The 15,605-nt window shown below is 53.1% G+C and carries 15 protein-coding genes and 1 tRNA gene; 7 read left to right on the top strand and 9 right to left on the bottom strand.

Going from position 1 to position 15,605, the window contains the following annotated elements:
• Positions 1-12 precede the first annotated feature (12 nt).
• On the bottom strand, positions 13-1,533 hold the full coding sequence (locus HKT17_RS10685) for a fumarate hydratase (RefSeq protein WP_171099998.1): 1,521 nt from the start codon (positions 1,531-1,533) through the stop codon (positions 13-15).
• A gap of 39 nt (positions 1,534-1,572) precedes the next feature.
• Entirely contained in the window at positions 1,573-2,109 is a 537-nt protein-coding gene (locus HKT17_RS10680) for a TIGR00645 family protein (protein WP_105029578.1), read from the bottom strand.
• A gap of 203 nt (positions 2,110-2,312) precedes the next feature.
• Here HKT17_RS10680 and acs point away from each other — a divergent pair, with 203 nt between their 5' ends.
• The 3 genes from acs to HKT17_RS10665 all read left to right on the top strand — a co-directional run bounded on the left by acs (position 2,313) and on the right by HKT17_RS10665 (position 6,613).
• Positions 2,313-4,295, top strand: a complete 1,983-nt coding sequence (gene acs / locus HKT17_RS10675; protein ID WP_171099996.1) for an acetate--CoA ligase — start codon at positions 2,313-2,315, stop codon at positions 4,293-4,295.
• Between the two features lie 112 nt (positions 4,296-4,407).
• Positions 4,408-6,462: a VC_2705 family sodium/solute symporter gene (locus HKT17_RS10670; protein WP_171099994.1), complete on the top strand. Its 2,055-nt coding sequence runs from the start codon at positions 4,408-4,410 to the stop codon at positions 6,460-6,462.
• Between the two features lie 60 nt (positions 6,463-6,522).
• Positions 6,523-6,613 (top strand) — tRNA-Ser (locus tag HKT17_RS10665).
• Positions 6,614-6,802: 189 nt separating this feature from the next.
• Here HKT17_RS10665 and HKT17_RS10660 read toward each other — a convergent pair.
• The gene (locus tag HKT17_RS10660) at positions 6,803-7,066 is read right to left on the bottom strand and encodes a type II toxin-antitoxin system RelE family toxin (protein WP_171099992.1); all 264 of its coding nucleotides are present in this window, start codon (positions 7,064-7,066) and stop codon (positions 6,803-6,805) included.
• On the bottom strand, positions 7,053-7,286 hold the full coding sequence (locus HKT17_RS10655; protein WP_105029573.1) for an RH3 domain-containing protein: 234 nt from the start codon (positions 7,284-7,286) through the stop codon (positions 7,053-7,055). Before HKT17_RS10655 ends, HKT17_RS10660 begins: the two co-directional genes overlap by 14 nt.
• Before the next feature lie 181 nt (positions 7,287-7,467).
• On the opposite strand from HKT17_RS10655, the gene HKT17_RS10650 reads away from it, so the two are divergent.
• Both HKT17_RS10650 and HKT17_RS10645 read left to right on the top strand, forming a co-directional pair.
• A complete protein-coding gene (locus tag HKT17_RS10650; RefSeq protein ID WP_171099990.1) occupies positions 7,468-8,064 on the top strand; it encodes a DsbA family oxidoreductase in 597 nt (198 codons plus the stop codon).
• An 89-nt stretch (positions 8,065-8,153) separates the two neighbouring features.
• Complete coding sequence (locus tag HKT17_RS10645; RefSeq protein ID WP_171099988.1) at positions 8,154-9,485, top strand: NAD(P)H-dependent oxidoreductase; 1,332 nt, start codon at positions 8,154-8,156, stop codon at positions 9,483-9,485.
• On the opposite strand, the gene HKT17_RS10640 is transcribed toward HKT17_RS10645, so the two are convergent.
• Positions 9,482-9,898, bottom strand: a complete 417-nt coding sequence (locus tag HKT17_RS10640) for a hypothetical protein (RefSeq protein ID WP_171099986.1) — start codon at positions 9,896-9,898, stop codon at positions 9,482-9,484. The genes HKT17_RS10645 and HKT17_RS10640 overlap by 4 nt on opposite strands.
• Positions 9,899-10,067: 169 nt before the next feature.
• On the opposite strand from HKT17_RS10640, the gene HKT17_RS10635 reads away from it, so the two are divergent.
• Complete coding sequence (locus HKT17_RS10635) at positions 10,068-10,598, top strand: hypothetical protein (protein ID WP_171099984.1); 531 nt, start codon at positions 10,068-10,070, stop codon at positions 10,596-10,598.
• Position 10,599: 1 nt separating this feature from the next.
• Here HKT17_RS10635 and HKT17_RS10630 read toward each other — a convergent pair whose 3' ends face one another.
• From HKT17_RS10630 to HKT17_RS10620, 3 genes are all read right to left on the bottom strand, one after another.
• Complete coding sequence (locus HKT17_RS10630) at positions 10,600-11,034, bottom strand: VOC family protein (protein ID WP_171099982.1); 435 nt, start codon at positions 11,032-11,034, stop codon at positions 10,600-10,602.
• Between the two features lie 106 nt (positions 11,035-11,140).
• Positions 11,141-13,111: an alkyl/aryl-sulfatase gene (locus tag HKT17_RS10625; RefSeq protein ID WP_171099980.1), complete on the bottom strand. Its 1,971-nt coding sequence runs from the start codon at positions 13,109-13,111 to the stop codon at positions 11,141-11,143.
• A gap of 91 nt (positions 13,112-13,202) precedes the next feature.
• On the bottom strand, positions 13,203-14,609 hold the full coding sequence (locus HKT17_RS10620) for a sodium-dependent transporter (RefSeq protein WP_171099978.1): 1,407 nt from the start codon (positions 14,607-14,609) through the stop codon (positions 13,203-13,205).
• Between the two features lie 102 nt (positions 14,610-14,711).
• Here HKT17_RS10620 and HKT17_RS10615 point away from each other — a divergent pair, with 102 nt between their 5' ends.
• The gene (locus HKT17_RS10615; protein ID WP_171101482.1) at positions 14,712-15,281 is read left to right on the top strand and encodes a class I SAM-dependent methyltransferase; all 570 of its coding nucleotides are present in this window, start codon (positions 14,712-14,714) and stop codon (positions 15,279-15,281) included.
• 9 nt (positions 15,282-15,290) lie between these two features.
• Here HKT17_RS10615 and HKT17_RS10610 read toward each other — a convergent pair whose 3' ends face one another.
• A complete protein-coding gene (locus HKT17_RS10610) occupies positions 15,291-15,491 on the bottom strand; it encodes a heavy-metal-associated domain-containing protein (RefSeq protein ID WP_105029916.1) in 201 nt (66 codons plus the stop codon).
• Positions 15,492-15,605: the final 114 nt, after the last annotated feature.

Genomic DNA, 15,605 nt, shown 5'->3' with positions numbered 1-15,605 from the left:
TGTGGTGGATGGTTAAGCCACGCTGACTGGAATTTTTCCGATCTTGGCTTGCCACTCTTTCGGGCCGGTGTTGTGCACGGAAATACCGGTGCTGTCCACGGCCACTGTGACCGGCATGTCCTTGATCTCGAACTCGTAAATGGCCTCCATGCCCAGGTCTTCGAAGCCGACCACCTTCGCATTGGTAATCGCTTTGGACACAAGGTATGCCGCGCCACCCACAGCCATCAGATAGGCTGATTTGTTGTCACGAATTGCCTCAATCGCAACCGGGCCGCGCTCGGCTTTGCCGATCATCGCGATCAAACCGGTTTTTTCCAGCATCATGCGAGTGAACTTGTCCATGCGCGTGGCGGTGGTGGGGCCGGCTGGGCCCACAGCTTCGTCGCGCACCGGGTCGACAGGGCCCACGTAGTAAATCACGCGGTTGGTGAAGTCCACCGGCAATTTTTCACCTTTGGCCAACATGTCGGCGATGCGTTTGTGGGCAGCGTCGCGGCCGGTCAGCATTTTGCCGTTCAACAGCAAGGTTTGACCGGGTTTCCAGCTGGCCACTTCTTCCGGGGTTAGCGTGTCCAGGTTCACACGCTTGCTTTTCTCGGTGTCGGCAGTCCAGCTTACCTGTGGCCAGTCAGCCAGGTTTGGTACTTCCAGCTTGGCTGGGCCATCGCCATGCAAATGGAAGTGTACGTGACGTGTGGCGGCACAATTCGGGATCATTGCGATTGGCAAAGACGCGGCATGCGTGGGGTAGTCGAGAATTTTTACGTCCAGCACGGTTGTCAGGCCACCCAGGCCTTGCGCACCAATACCCAGTGAATTCACTTTGTCGTAAAGCTCCAGGCGCAATTCTTCAATTCGGTTGCTGGGGCCGCGCTCCAGCAGTTCATGAATGTCGCAAGGGGCCATCAGGCTTTCTTTGGCCAGCAGCATCGCTTTTTCGGGCGTGCCACCAATACCAATGCCCAAAATACCCGGGGGGCACCAGCCCGCGCCCATGGTGGGTACAGTTTTCAGTACCCAGTCCACGATGGAGTCAGAGGGGTTGAGCATGACCATTTTTGATTTGTTCTCGGAGCCGCCACCTTTGGCTGCGCAAATTACCTCAACATCGTCGCCGGGCACTATTTCGTAGTGAATAACGGCGGGGGTGTTGTCTTTGCTGTTTTTGCGGGCACCGGCCGGGTCGAGCAGCACCGAGGCGCGCAGTTTGTTGTCGGGGTGCAGGTAAGCACGGCGCACACCCTCATTCACCATGTCGGTTACGCTCATGGTCGATTCCCAACGCACATTCATGCCCACTTTCAGGAACACCACTGAAATACCGGTGTCTTGACAAATAGGGCGTTTGCCTTCGGCGCACATGCGGCTGTTGGTCAGGATTTGCGCAATCGCATCTTTGGCAGCAGCACTTTCCTCGCGCTCATAGGCCTTGCCCAAGGCTTGAATGTAATCAAGCGGGTGGTAATAAGAAATATATTGGAAGGCATCGGCGATCGAGCTGATGAAGTCTTCTTGCTTGATGGTGGTCATGAACTGCTCCTGATCAAATTGGGTGCTTAGCCCCTTATTTTAATGTGCTTTGCCGTGGGCTGGTTGCGAGATGAGTCGGTCACACCAGGCAATTGCAACCGCAGACAGCAGGAAAATGACGTGAATGGCGGACTGGGCCACGATAGTTTTGGTGTCGTACTGCTCAGCGTTGATGAAAGTTTTCAGCAAGTGAATGGAGGAAATGCCGATGATGGCCATGGCCAGTTTTACTTTCAACACCGAGGCGTTGACGTGATCCAGCCACTCGGGTTGATCTGGGTGGGTTTCAAGCCGCATGCGGCTGACAAAGGTTTCATAACCGCCCACGGTGACCATGATCAGCAGGTTCGATATCATGACCACATCGATGAGCGCCAAAACGATCAGCATGATGCCGGTTTCGTCGAGTTGATGGCTGGCAGTGCCACCCACCAAGTGCCAAAGTTCGATCAAAAAGTGATACACATAGACGATTTGGGCAACGATCAAACCGAGGTAAAGGGGCAACTGCAGCCAGCGACTTGAGAAAATGATTCGGGCCAGAAGCGGAATGGGTTGTTTGGTGTGTTGTTCCATTTTGTGACAGGTGTGCGGTGCAGCAATGGTTAATCGGGTAATGGCGGAAACTATAGCAGAACCAAACTACACCGGTGCTACTTGCGCTCAGCTGGAACGCGAATTGCTGTGGTGCGCCATGGTGTAAGGTGAGAGTAAGAGCTTTTGCCTATTGTTTATGCAAACTAAATTAATAGAAAACTAAGTAACCCTTGGAGGACAGGATGTCATCGATCGAATCAGTGTCACACGAAACGCGTGTGTTTCAGCCCAGTGCTGACTGGCAGCGCAGCGCCGCAATTGGCGGTATGGACGCTTACAAAGCCTTGTGCAAAGAAGCTGAAACGGATTTCGAAGGTTTTTGGGCTCGTTTGGCCAAAGAAAACCTGCAGTTTGCAAAGGCTTACAACCAGGTATTGGATGAATCCAACCCCCCATTCTACAAATGGTTTACTGGTGGCGAATTGAATGTTTCGGCCAACTGTTTGGACAAGAACGTGGATGCTGGCTTGGGTGACAAGGTTGCCTTGATTTTTGAAGCCGATGGCGGCGAAGTGACCAAGGTGACTTACAAGGAATTGCTGGCCAAGGTAAGCCGCATTGCCAACGGCCTGAAAAGCCTGGGCGTGAAGAAAGGCGACCGTGTTGTTATTTACATGCCCATGAGCGTGGAAGGTGTTGCGGCCATGCAAGCCTGTGCGCGTATTGGTGCAACCCACTCCGTGGTGTTTGGCGGTTTCTCGGCCAAGGCCTTGCAAGACCGCATTGTGGATACAGGTGCGGTGGCGGTGTTCACTGCCGATCAACAAGTGCGCGGTGGCAAGCAGTTGCCCCTGAAAGCGATTGTGGATGAAGCGCTAAGCCTGGGTGGCTGCGACGCTGTGAAGAATGTAATTGTGTACAAACGCACAGGTGCAGATGTGGGCATGCAGGCTGGCCGGGATGTGTACATGCACGAGTTGGCTGACAAGCAAAGTGATGTGTGCGCGCCTGAAATGGTGGATTCCGAGCACCCACTGTTTATTCTCTACACCTCAGGTTCTACCGGTAAGCCCAAGGGTGTGCAGCACAGTTCTGCTGGTTATTTGCTGTGGGCCATGCTCACCATGAAGTGGACATTCGACATCAAGCCCAATGATGTGTTTTGGTGTACGGCCGACATTGGCTGGATTACCGGCCACACCTACATTACTTATGGCCCATTGGCTGTGGGTGCTACGCAAATCGTGTTTGAGGGCGTGCCCACATATCCGAATGCTGGCCGTTTCTGGGAAATGATCCAGCGCCACAGTGCCACCATTTTTTACACCGCACCCACAGCGATTCGTTCATTGATCAAGGCTTGTGAGTCTGATGAAAAAGTACACCCCAAGAGCTATGACCTGTCGAGCCTTCGCTTGATGGGTTCAGTCGGCGAGCCTATCAACCCGGAAGCCTGGATGTGGTACTACAAGAATGTGGGTGGCGAAAAGTGCCCTATCGTTGATACCTTCTGGCAAACCGAAACCGGTGGCCACATGATCACGCCACTGCCCGGTGCCACACCCCTGGTGCCTGGTTCATGCACATTGCCACTGCCCGGCATCATGGCGGCGGTGGTGGACGAAGTGGGTGGTGATTTGCCCAACGGCCAGGGCGGCATTTTGGTGGTGAAGCGACCATGGCCTTCGATGATCCGTACCATTTGGGGCGATCCCGAGCGTTTCAAGAAGAGCTACTTCCCTGAAGAATTGGGCGGCAAGTTGTACCTAGCCGGTGACGGCGCTGTGCGCGACAAGGACAGCGGTAATTTCACCATCATGGGTCGAATCGACGATGTGCTGAACGTCTCGGGACACCGCATGGGCACCATGGAAATTGAAAGCTCTCTGGTGGCCAACGAATTGGTGGCCGAGGCCGCAGTGGTGGGTCGCCCTGACGAATTGACCGGTGAAGCGATTGTGGCTTTTGTGGTGTTGAAGGGTGATCGCCCTACGGGTGAAGCCGGGCAGAAACTGGCCATGGACTTGCGCAACTGGGTTGGAAAAGACATTGGCCCGATCGCCAAGCCCAAGGAAATTCGTTTCGGCGACAACCTGCCCAAAACACGGTCAGGCAAAATCATGCGTCGTTTGTTGCGCAGCCTGGCCAAAGGTGAGCAAATTACGCAAGACACCTCCACCCTGGAGAACCCGGCCATTCTGGATCAATTGGGCAAGCCGCTTTAATTGAACCGGCCCCTTCCTTGAACCGGGAAGTGTTGGCAATCCTGAAAACCAGTTCCACTTCGGTGGACTGGTTTTTTTCGTTTGAAACAATCAAGTCACCGGGAGTAAATTTATGAGTTTCACGCTCAGCCTGACCCGGTTTTTCTCGGTGCTTACCTTCGGCTTTTTGGTGTGCATTGCCGGCGCCGCCATTATGGAGGACTACGGCATAGGCCGGCAGTGGATTGGTTACTTTTTCATTTTCGTCACGCTGGGTGCTTATGCGGTGATCGGCCTGCTCAGCCGCACCTCGGACATGCACGAGTACTTTGTGGCCTCGCGCACCGTACCCTCGGTGTACAACGGCATGGCCACAGCTGCCGACTGGATGAGTGCGGCCTCCTTTCTGGGGGTGGCGGGCACCTTGTTCTACAGTGGTTTTGAAGCCTTGGCCTTGCTGGTGGGCTGGACAGGCGGTTTTGTGCTGATTGCCTTGCTGATTGCACCTTACCTGCGCAAATTCGCGTTTTTTTCAGTGGGCGATTTTTTGGCCACCCGTTATGCCGGACCTGACAAGGGCAGGGCAGTGCGGCTGATTTGTGTATTGATCACCGTGAGTATTTCTTTCGTGTACGTGATTGCGCAAATTTACGCGGTGGGTTTGATTACGTCGCGCTTTGCCGGTGTCGAGTTTGGTATCGGTGTGTTCTTCGGACTTGCCGGTATTTTGGTGTGCTCTTTCTTGGGTGGCATGCGGGCGGTAACCTGGACCGCAGTTGCGCAATACATTGTAATGATCGTCGCCATGATGGTGAGCGTGGTGGCCTTGATCGGGTTTACCGGCAAAGGCGACACCGAGCGTTTTGTGGATGGTGGCCCCACCAGTTTTCCCGAGTATGTGCGGGCGCAGGAACGTAAATTTTTTGCCGACCCTGCGGAAGCCGAGGTGCGCAGTGTGTACCTGCGGGAAGCGGATCGTTACCAGTTGTTGATTGATACCCTGCCTTCATCTTGGGCGGAAGGCTATGAGGCACGCCGTAAAAACCTGGAACTGGCGCGTTACGACGGCTCGACGTTTCAAGAAATCAAAGCAGCCGAGCGGGTGCTGACCAGCTACCCCAAAGACCCCCAAGATGCCAAACGCAAATGGAGTCAGGAAAAGCAGCGTTACCTGGACAAGGTGAAAGCCAGCGTGCCGCATTTTGGGTCGGTCAAAGACGATTCCGGGCTGTCGAATTCCCGGGCCTTGATCAGTTTTCTGGCGGTGGCTTTTACCCTGATGTGTGGGACCGTTGCATTGCCCCACATCATTATGCGGTTTTACACCACACCGAATGCGTCACAAACCCGGTGGTCGGTGGTGTTTGCCTTGGGTTGTATTTTGGTGATTTATCTGGCTTCGCCCTGGTTAAGTGTGATCGCCAAGGTGGTGGTGTACGAAAACCTGGTGGGATTGAGTTACAACGAGATTCCTAACTGGATTGCAGCGTGGTCGCGGGTAACTCCCGGGCTGGCCACCTTGCAGGACGTGAACCAGGATGGTGTGGTTCAGTTTGCAGAAATCGGTTTGAGCCCCGATATTTTGGTGTTGATTACGCCTGAAATTGCGGGCATGCCGTTTTTTCTATCAGGCTTGATTGCTGCGGGTGGCCTTGCTGCCGCATTGTCGACCGCCGATGGCCTGTTGCTGGCGATTGCAGGCAGTTTGTCGCATGACCTGTATTACCGGGTGCTCGACCCCGAGGCCACCGCACAGCGCAGGGTGACCATGTCAAAAATTGCGTTGTTGAGCGCAGCGCTGATGGCCGCCTGGATCACCAGTTTGCAGCCGGGCAATATTGTGGTCTTGGTGGGCTCTGCATTTGCTTTGGCAGCCTCAAGCCTGTTTGTGCCACTGGTGGCTGGTATTTTCTGGAGCGGTGCTACCCGCCGTGGGGCCTTGTGGGCCATGGGCACCGGGTTTCTCAGTTCAAGCCTTTGCCTTGCGCTGACCAATTCATCGTTCATGGCTTTGTTTAATCTGGATGCTGTGCAAATTGGGGGTTTGAGCGGCGTGGCCAGTGGTGTGTTTACCATTCCTTTAAGCGCCCTGGCCATGGTGGTGGCCTCCTTGTTGGGTGGTCGCAAAGACGAAGCACCTGCCGTAATGCGTGTGTTGCGGCTGCCCGAATCGGAAGGAAAAGTGTGATGCCGAGAGAATGCACTGGATACCCAAGGCGATTCTTTGCTATACTCTCGCGCTTACCGCGGAGAGATGGATGAGTGGTTTAAGTCGCACGCCTGGAAAGCGTGTATAGGTTAATAGCCTATCGGGGGTTCGAATCCCCCTCTCTCCGCCAGAAATTACAAAAAGCCCTGAACCGAGTTCAGGGCTTTTTTCATTTCTGCGCGGGAGAGAAGCAAAGTCCCTGCGGACTTTGCGTGGGGGATTCGAAGCTTTTCGCCTGTGAGCGAAAAGCTGGGAGAATCGACCTTGCAAGAGACGAACGTGAGTGAGGCTCGCGGCAGGGGCCTTAAGGTGCAAAGATTCAGTTGGTGTTGTAAACCCCCGATCGATGTCCGACCTTGATTACCGTAACAATCAATTCAGAGTTTTTAATCTCATAAATAATTCGGTAATCGCAACAGCGCACTCGATACAGGTCTGATCCAGTGAGTTTTTTGCAGTCTTCTCCTCTGGGATTGATGGCGAGGCCATCAATTTTTGAAAGGATTTTTCGCACGTCTTGGTTCGGAATACTACGCAAGTCTTTGGCAACAGATTTTTTGAAGACGATTTTAAATTTTGCCATGCTTCTTCAAGTCGTTCAGCAAGGCTTCATAGCTGATTTCAGGCTCAGACAAACGATTTGAATAAGTCTGAAGATCTTCCTGATCTTCTTTCATGAAAAGACGCACTGCCTCGTCAACCAGCTCCGACAACGATTGTTGAGAACTGGCTGCCTTGACTCGAAGGGCTTGGTGTATGGTTGGGTCAAAATAAACTGTCGACCTTTTTGACAGGTTGCTCACAGTGGCACTCCTTTTAAAACGTCAAAGCATTATAACGTTGTAATGTTAAAGCGCCATCACTACTCCAAGGTAATATTGACCGAGAAACAGGCATTGCTTGCAAGCCAATGAGCGGTGTTCAAGCCGCCAAAGTGGCAAACTAACGCCAACAAATAGCAGCATTCAAACCAGGAGTACCCCCATGTCGACTACACCCATCAAAATTCAGGTCTGGACCGATTTCGTGTGCCCGTTCTGCCTGCTTGGTGAAGCGATCATCGAAAAAGCCATTGAGGGTTTAGAAGTCGAAATTGAGTGGATGCCGTTCGAGCTTCGACCCTACCCAACACCCACCTTGAAGCCCGAGGATGAATACCTGCCACGCGTGTGGAAGGCGTCGGTGTACCCCATGGCCGAACGCCTGGGTGTGCCCATTCAACTGCCCACGGTTTCCCCGCAACCTTACACACGCAAAGCATTCTTGGGGCTGCAATATGCGAAGCAACAGGGGAAGGGCAACGAATACACGACCACCGTGATGAAGGCGTTTTTTCAGCAAAACCTGAACATTGGTGAGGATCAGGTACTGAAAAACATTCTTGCAAATCTGGGATTGAACCCGGCCGAACTCGATGAGTTTGTCAACTCGCCCCAAGCCAACGCGCAGCACGATGCTGATTTGCAATATGCAAAACAGCTTGGCATTCAAGCGGTGCCGTCGCTGGCGGTAGGCGAACAGTTTTTCTCGGGTGTGCCCAGTGTGCAGGCCCTGCGGGATGCAGTTCAGCGCGAGAGGTAATTGCCTGTCCTAGGGATACTGCGGGTTTTCCGTGCCTGTGTGCACGGGTTATTCTGTGGGCAAATACTGCATCCACCTAAAAGGCTTTCATGAATTTATTCTCCAAGCTTCAGCAGCGTGCTGCTGAGGGCAAACCCCTGCGTGTCGGCATGATTGGCGCGGGCAAGTTTGGCTCCATGTATCTTTCTCAAATACCGCGTACGCCCGGCATTCACATGGTGGGCATTGCTGACTTGTCCCCGGCACGGGCGAAAGCGGCACTTCAAAATGTGGGCTGGAAAGAAGAAAGCTATGCAGCCAACTCCTTGGAACAAGCCGCCAAACAGGGCAACACCGCGATTATTGACGACGGCATGAAGCTGATTGAATCGCCCTTTGTCGACATCATCATCGACTCCACGGGCAATCCGGCTGTGGGCATTGCCCATGTGCTGGCCTGTTGTGAATTTAAAAAACACATTGTGATGGTCAATGTGGAGGCTGATGCACTGGCAGGCCCCTTGCTGAAACGCAAGGCCGATGAAGCTGGCATTGTGTACTCACTGGCTTATGGCGACCAGCCTGCACTGATTTTTGAAATGGTGGATTGGGCGCGGGCCGCTGGTTTTTCTGTCGTGGCCGCGGGCAAAGGCACCAAGTACTTACCCACTTATCATGAAAGCACGCCTGACACCGTGTGGAACCACTATGGTTTAACGGCGGAAGACGCAGCCAAAGGCGGCATGAACGCCCAAATGTTCAACAGCTTTCTGGATGGCACCAAAAGCGCGATTGAAATGGCAGCCGTGGCCAATGCCACAGGCCTTGCAGCCCCCAGTGGCCTGAAGTTTCCGGCAGTGGGTGTGGATGATTTGGCGCGAATTTTGAAGCCACGTGAACACGGCGGCATTCTGGATCAACGCGGGCAAGTGGAGGTGATCTCCAGTGTTGAGCGTGACACACGCCCGGTGTTTCGCGACCTGCGTTGGGGGGTGTATGTGACCTTCGCTGCAGACAGCGAATACGTGGCCCGCTGCTTCAAGGAATACGGCTTGATCACCGATCCCAGTGGGCAGTACTCCAGCATGTACAAACCCTTTCACTTGATTGGTCTGGAATTGGGAATTTCGGTGGCGTCCATCGGTATTCGCGGCGAAGCCACTGGTGCCCCCATTTGCTGGCATGGCGATGTAGTGGCCACTGCCAAGCGTGATTTAAAGGCTGGTGAATTGCTGGACGGTGAGGGTGGTTACACCGTGTACGGCAAGCTGATGCCCGCACAGGAATCGCTGGCCTTGGGTGGATTGCCTTTGGGCTTGGCACATGGTGTGAAATTGCTCAAACCCGTGAAAGCCGGACAAGCCGTGAGCTGGAATGATGTGGCGTTTGATGCCAATTCCACGGCGGTGAAGTTTCGCCGTGAAATGGAGCAATCGTTTTAGAGAGGTTTGGCAAAGTCAGTGTTGGCGGGCGCCTGGCCTGGCTTGTTCAAAGCCACGCGGATCTCGTTTTGGTATTGCCACATGGCGCCAGTGATCATGTCGGTGATGCCCAAATCAATAAATGCACCACCGGCCACCCCTGCTGTGCTGGCACTGCTGACCAGGCGAATTGTTTTGTCTTCATAGCCGGGCGCCTTGCAGGCCACAATGATGTCGTCCTTGTCTTTGCCTACCGTGATGCTGTTTTCTTTTCCGGTTACCACGCCAAGCTCGCCTTCGCCGTCCCTGCTCAAGGTACACACGGTTTGCTGGGGCTCCATTTTAAAAATTAGCGTTTGACTGGTGCCTTGAGTAATCGAAGCGCAGCCCGTACAAAGAGCGGCAGCCATTAAACCGAATTGACGAATCCCCATAGTCCCCTCGCATATTGTTGATTGAACACCATGCTAGGCACGTTATTGCTCTACGCCAATCTGCTGAATGTTGTAATCAAATTGACTACTCTGTTTATAGGATATATCCCGTAAGGCGAAGGGTTTAAATTGCTTCAACAAGTTCAAAGACATTGGGGGAGAACAAGCGATGGCGACAATACTTCGGGGGTTTTGTACATCATTGGCGGTGGTCGGAATTTTGGCAGTGAGCATGAGTGTGGGTGGATGCGGTGCCTTGAACAGCATGGGTGATGCCGTGGGTCATGGCATTGCTTCGCGCATGCTGGCCAAGCATGTTGGCCAGCCCTACGCGCCAATTCAAAATGATGCAACTTATGGAAAGTTTATTGGCGAGGAAAAACTGCCCAATGGCATGGTGGTAAAAAAGCATTTCACTGATCGCATGGACAACAACGCGATTCTTGACAACTCCCGTGAAGGAATTGGATTTGACAGCAAGAAGCGCATGGCCACTTATTTCCTGGTGGACAAGAAAGGTGTCGTGCAGGACTGGGCTTTTGGTTACGTCACCGTGGGTACGGGATTTTCACTGGGCATGGTCAGCCTCACTGAGGCGTTCAACTCCAAAGACCGCGAGGTGTACATGGACGAAGTTGACAGCGTAGTGCGCACCAAGAATGACGAGCCCTACACCGTCTGGAAAAACGCAAAAAGCTGATTTATTTGGCGAATATTTGATCCATGTTGGCGAATGCCTTGAATTCAAGCGCGTTGCCGCATGGGTCCATGAAGAACATGGTGGCTTGTTCGCCCACCTGGCCTTTGAATCGAATGTAGGGTTCGATCACGAACTTGGTGCCCGCAGCTTTCAGCCGGTTGGCCAGTTCATTCCATTGATCCATGGTTAAAATCACGCCGAAATGCTTGGCAGGCACGGCATGGCCGTCCACACTGCTGTTGGCTTTGCAGCCCACTTCTTCGGGTGCTAAATGCGCCACAAGTTGGTGACCATAAAAGTTGAAGTCCACCCAGTGTGGGGCGCTGCGGCCTTCTTCACAGCCAATCACCTCGCCATAAAATTTGCGGGCTACCTCAATGTCGGTGACCGGGAATGCAAGGTGGAAGGGCTGAAGGGTTGAATGTGTTGCGGCCATGTGAATTACCAATAAATGTGCGGTTGATCATTTACACACTATAGGGTTGTTCGGGTTTCCAGGCCAATCGTGGAAACCCGAATATTACTGACATGCCATGGCTTGGTTAAGGCGTCACAATGTTGAAGTTACCCGTTGCTTTCTCCAGCATTCCAAAAAATTGCCCCAGCTTGATTGTGCTGCCATCAATCTTGGTTTGATCGGAAAACAGCAAATCAGTCGCACCCGCCTCACCGGTCATCATGTTCAAAAAGAAGGGTTTGCTGAGTGTAAGCGTCGCTACTGAATTGTCCTCTGGCTTGCCGGCACGGTGATGCAATACGCTGTTGTTGATTCGAAGCACATAGCTTTCCCGCGTGTCGGAAAACACCAGGTTGATTTGAATGTCTTCACCTTCCGCTTTGTCGCTGTTCAGCGCAGCGGCCATGGCTTCCAGAAAGCGCTCCGTGGGGGTGTGTTTCAGCATGTCGAGAAAGGCTGTGCGTTGAAACCCTTCAGCGTAGCCACCTTGGCGCAACTCCAGTGCACCGGTCAGGTAAAAGTTACGCCACGGCGCAGATTCTGCCATGTAGCCCATCTGGTCGAAACTTGTCGCCAACAAAGCCTTGGCGCGTGCGTTCTCAGGATCGGCATACACTGCATGTTTCAGCAATTCAGCAGCCCAGCGGTATTCACCTTTGTTCACAGCGTCTTCTGCTTTGTTCAGCAAAGCATCCATTCCGCCTGCCACATCCACATACCGCTTTGCCGCTTCAACCGGGGGCAAGGGGTTCAGGTTGGCGGGGTTTGCATCAAACCAGCCCATGTAAAACTGGTACACCGCTTTCACATTATGTGACACGGTGCCGTAGTAGCCGCGCCCACTCAGAAAGTTGTTTAAGGCCGGTGGCATTTGAACCTTCTCCGCAATTTCCATGGAGGTGTAGCCCGCATTCATGTGCCGCACAGTTTGGTCATGAATGAATCGGTATACATCGCGTTGTTTTTCCATGAAGCTGCGCACATTGTCGGCTCCCCACACCGGCCAGTTGTGCTGGTGAAACATCACTTCGGCATCGCCTGCGTAGGCAATGGCTTCATCCATGTAACTGGCCCACTTCAATGCATCGCGCACTTTGGCACCACGCGGGGTGTACAGGTTGTGCAAGGTGTGGCCAAACAGTTCTGCACTGCCAAAAGCTTTCAGTGTAGGCAGGTAAAACACGAATTCGGAGGGCGCTTCACTGCCTGGCACGTTGTGGAACATGAATTCAAGGCCGTCGAGTACATGGGTTTCTTTGGCTTCTTTCACCACCAGCGTAGGCTGTAGTATGCCCACCTTGCCATAGGCCACGGCTTTGCCCAAACCGTTGTCAATCAAACCTTCCGGGCTGCGGGGCAGGCGTTTGCCGTACATGTAGGTGGACCTGCGCGCCATGGCCATACCCACCAGCAGGTTTTCACTGGTGGCTTCCTCCATAAAGCCAATCGGGGCCACAACAGGTATGTTGCGTGCAGCCACTTCTTCGGCACTGAGCACACCCAGTGCACCCCCAAAATGGTCCACGTGGCTGTGGGTAAATACAATGGCGGTTACTGGCTTGTTGCCCAGGTGTTTGCGTGCAAAAGCCATGGCGGCGCGCGCTGTTTCCTCGCTGGTCAGCACGTCCACCACAATCCAGCCGGTGTCGCCTTCAATCAAGGTCATGTTCGACAGGTCAAAGCCGCGCAACTGGTAAATGCGGTCAGCCACTTTGTACAGGCCAATTTGATTGTTCAGGCTGGCCTGCCGCCACAGGCTGGGGTTCACGGTGCTGGGGGCATTGCCTTCAATGAAATTGAATTCGTCGTAATCCCAAATGACTTCGCCGGCATCGTTGAGTACTTTGCCTGTGGGCTTTGCGATTAAACCTTTGCGCGCATCGGCGTTGTTGGCTGGGTCTGCTAGGTCGGTGTTTTTGGCCACTTCAGCGTGAAAAGCCTGTGTGAAAGGGCTTGCAGCACTGTTGGGATCGACTGGGGTTGGGGTTTTTGAACAGGCTGCCATCAAGGCAGACGTGCCCATGAAAAGGGCAGCCAAGACTAGGTTTGTTTTCATGCTGTCTCCGGAATATTTTTTGATTTTCCTTATTACAGCACAAAAGTGGCATTAAGCGTGCCAGTAATTCAGTGGATCGCCGTGGTGACGATCAACTGAAAAACTTATTGATCACCGTGACAACAAACACAGTGGCCAGAATCAACGGGATCCAGAATGCAATCGCAAAGTGGGTGTAGCGCTCAAGCCAACCGCTGGCAGCATTTTTATTGCTGGTCAGCATTTCAGCAGTCATGTTGTGGCGTTTCCATTGCCACACCACCAGCAGGCAAATCAGCAAACCGTTGAAAGGCAAAATGGTGTCGTAAAACACGTCAACCAACACGTCAAAAAGCGATTTGTTGGCACCGGAATAAAAAGCGAAATCGCTGAGCCATTTCACTTGCCCAAAAGACAAGGCGCTGAACATGGCACCTATCGACACAGCGGCAATAACAATCCCAAGCGCTGCATTGCGGGTTTTCTTGCCCTCGGCTTTCAGGGCCGCCACTGGCACCTCAATAATCGACACCAGCGAGGTAATGGCGGCTACGAACGCCAACAGGAAGAATGTGGCTGCGATGAGGCTGGACACGGCATATCCGAATTTCGGCACCATGGCCATGAAAATGTTTGGGAAAAACGAGAAGATTAAGCCCACCGAGGAATCGCTCAATTCGCTGGGGTTGGTGTTGGGGTAAATGGCGAAAATTGCGGGCAGGGTCATGAGGCCCGCCACCAGCGCCACGCCAGTGTCGGTGCAGGCCAGCATTTTGGCCGACTGCACCAGGTTGTCTTGTTTGCGCAAATACGAACCATAAGTAATCAAAATGCCCATGCCCAGCGACAGCGAAAAGAATGCTTGTGACAAGGCACCGTTGACCACACTCCAGGTAATGCGGTCCAGTTGCGGTGTGAAATAAAACTTCAAACCTGCAGTGGCGTTGGGCAAGGTGAGCACAAATACCGCCAGGCCAATCAGCATGATGAACAGCATGGGCATGAGCAAACGGGATGCTTTTTCAATGCCATCGCGCACCCCACCTTTGAGCACAACAATGACCATGCCAATGACCGCCGCAAGGCAGGCAAATATCCAGGGGCTGGTGATAAAGCCGCCAAAATAAACAGGGGTGGCCAATTGGTCCAGTTGGCCTATCAGTACCAGCAGGAAATAGCCCAGCAACCACACTGTGAGTACGCTGTAAAACACGGCAATCATGAATGGTGTGATCAACGACAAAGCACCAGCCAGCACCCAGGCTTTGTGGTTTCTGGAAACCTGCCTGAATGCTCCCAAAGGGTTTTGGTTGGTGGCGCGGCCCAAACTAAGCTCGGCGAGAATCAGCGGCAGGCAAATGGCAATGACGAAAAAAATGTACAGTAACAAGAATGCACCGCCACCATTTTTGGCTGCGGCCACAGGAAAGCCCACCAAATTACCAATGCCCACGGCTGAACCGGCTGCGGCCAGCACAAAGCCGATCTTGGATGAGAACTGGTCTGGGTTGTTTTGCATGGTGGCGACGTTTCCTGAATACAAAAGGACAAAAAATTGGGATTGTTAGCCAAATTATACGACCGACACGTACTGCCTACTTTGCTTGATTTCGCTTGCGGCATGAAAGCCATCAACAGGCAACGCCAGAAAGTGGTACCCAAAGCCACAGGGCTGGTGCTTGAAATTGGTATCGGTACCGGTTTGAACATGCGCCACTATGACGCTGCAAAAGTTGAAAAAATTATCGGTCTTGACCCCGCCATGCAAATGCACCGCCTGGCGAAAAAACGAATTGATCAAACCGGTTTGAGTGTTGAGCTGATGGGGCTTCCCGCCGAGAAAATTCCATTACCCGATGCAAGCATTGACACGATTGTGATGACCTACACCCTGTGCACCATTCCAGAGCCCGTGCAAGCCTTGAAGGAAATGCGCAGAGTGTTAAAGCCGGGCGGTAAGTTGCTGTTTTGCGAGCATGGCGCGGCACCGGATGAAAAAGTGCGAAACACGCAGAATCGTTTGCAACCCGTGTGGGGAAAACTGGCGGGAGGTTGTCACTTGAACCGGGACATTCCCGCTTTGCTCAAGGAAGGCGGGTTTTTGGTGGATGACATTGAAACCATGTATGTGCCCGGCCCCAAGGCGTTCACGTACAACTACTGGGGCCAGGCATACTGCGAAGCCGCTTGATCTTTTGAATCAGGCTTGCAGGGTGGCGGGGTAGCCGGCCTGGCTGACAATCGTGGCCAAGGTGTGTCCGTCCAGACGAGAATCAATTTCTACCTGTTTGTTGGCGACATCGACTTGCACCTGTGCCTGCGGGTCTTTGGCCAAGACGGCCTGTTTCACATTGGCGGCACATCCGCCGCATTTCACTTTCTCTACACTCAAGGTAATCATGTTTTGCACTCCAGTTGGGGTTAACCGCAATTCTAATGCATGTACTTTATCGGGCAATCGCCATGGCGGTGTCATGAAGACTCTCCCATTGAATTGAACACATGGATATGCTGA

Origin of the sequence: Limnobacter sp. SAORIC-580 (assembly GCF_013004065.1) — a bacterium.
GTDB classification, from domain to species: Bacteria; Pseudomonadota; Gammaproteobacteria; order Burkholderiales; family Burkholderiaceae_B; genus Limnobacter; species Limnobacter profundi.
The sequence above is the reverse complement of the archived record's forward strand: the minus strand, read 5'-3'. Positions and strand labels throughout refer to the sequence as shown.

Coding starts and splice junctions, on each gene's coding strand:
- HKT17_RS10640 (WP_171099986.1), bottom strand. CDS start 9,898: ATGGGGATTCGTCAATTCGGTTTAATGGCTGCCGCTCTTTGTACGGGC.
- HKT17_RS10650 (WP_171099990.1), top strand. CDS start 7,468: ATGTCGACTACACCCATCAAAATTCAGGTCTGGACCGATTTCGTGTGC.
- HKT17_RS10645 (WP_171099988.1), top strand. CDS start 8,154: ATGAATTTATTCTCCAAGCTTCAGCAGCGTGCTGCTGAGGGCAAACCC.
- HKT17_RS10685 (WP_171099998.1), bottom strand. CDS start 1,533: ATGACCACCATCAAGCAAGAAGACTTCATCAGCTCGATCGCCGATGCC.
- HKT17_RS10660 (WP_171099992.1), bottom strand. CDS start 7,066: ATGGCAAAATTTAAAATCGTCTTCAAAAAATCTGTTGCCAAAGACTTG.
- HKT17_RS10635 (WP_171099984.1), top strand. CDS start 10,068: ATGGCGACAATACTTCGGGGGTTTTGTACATCATTGGCGGTGGTCGGA.
- acs (WP_171099996.1), top strand. CDS start 2,313: ATGTCATCGATCGAATCAGTGTCACACGAAACGCGTGTGTTTCAGCCC.
- HKT17_RS10630 (WP_171099982.1), bottom strand. CDS start 11,034: ATGGCCGCAACACATTCAACCCTTCAGCCCTTCCACCTTGCATTCCCG.
- HKT17_RS10615 (WP_171101482.1), top strand. CDS start 14,712: ATGAAAGCCATCAACAGGCAACGCCAGAAAGTGGTACCCAAAGCCACA.
- HKT17_RS10620 (WP_171099978.1), bottom strand. CDS start 14,609: ATGCAAAACAACCCAGACCAGTTCTCATCCAAGATCGGCTTTGTGCTG.
- HKT17_RS10625 (WP_171099980.1), bottom strand. CDS start 13,111: ATGAAAACAAACCTAGTCTTGGCTGCCCTTTTCATGGGCACGTCTGCC.
- HKT17_RS10610 (WP_105029916.1), bottom strand. CDS start 15,491: ATGATTACCTTGAGTGTAGAGAAAGTGAAATGCGGCGGATGTGCCGCC.
- HKT17_RS10670 (WP_171099994.1), top strand. CDS start 4,408: ATGAGTTTCACGCTCAGCCTGACCCGGTTTTTCTCGGTGCTTACCTTC.
- HKT17_RS10680 (WP_105029578.1), bottom strand. CDS start 2,109: ATGGAACAACACACCAAACAACCCATTCCGCTTCTGGCCCGAATCATT.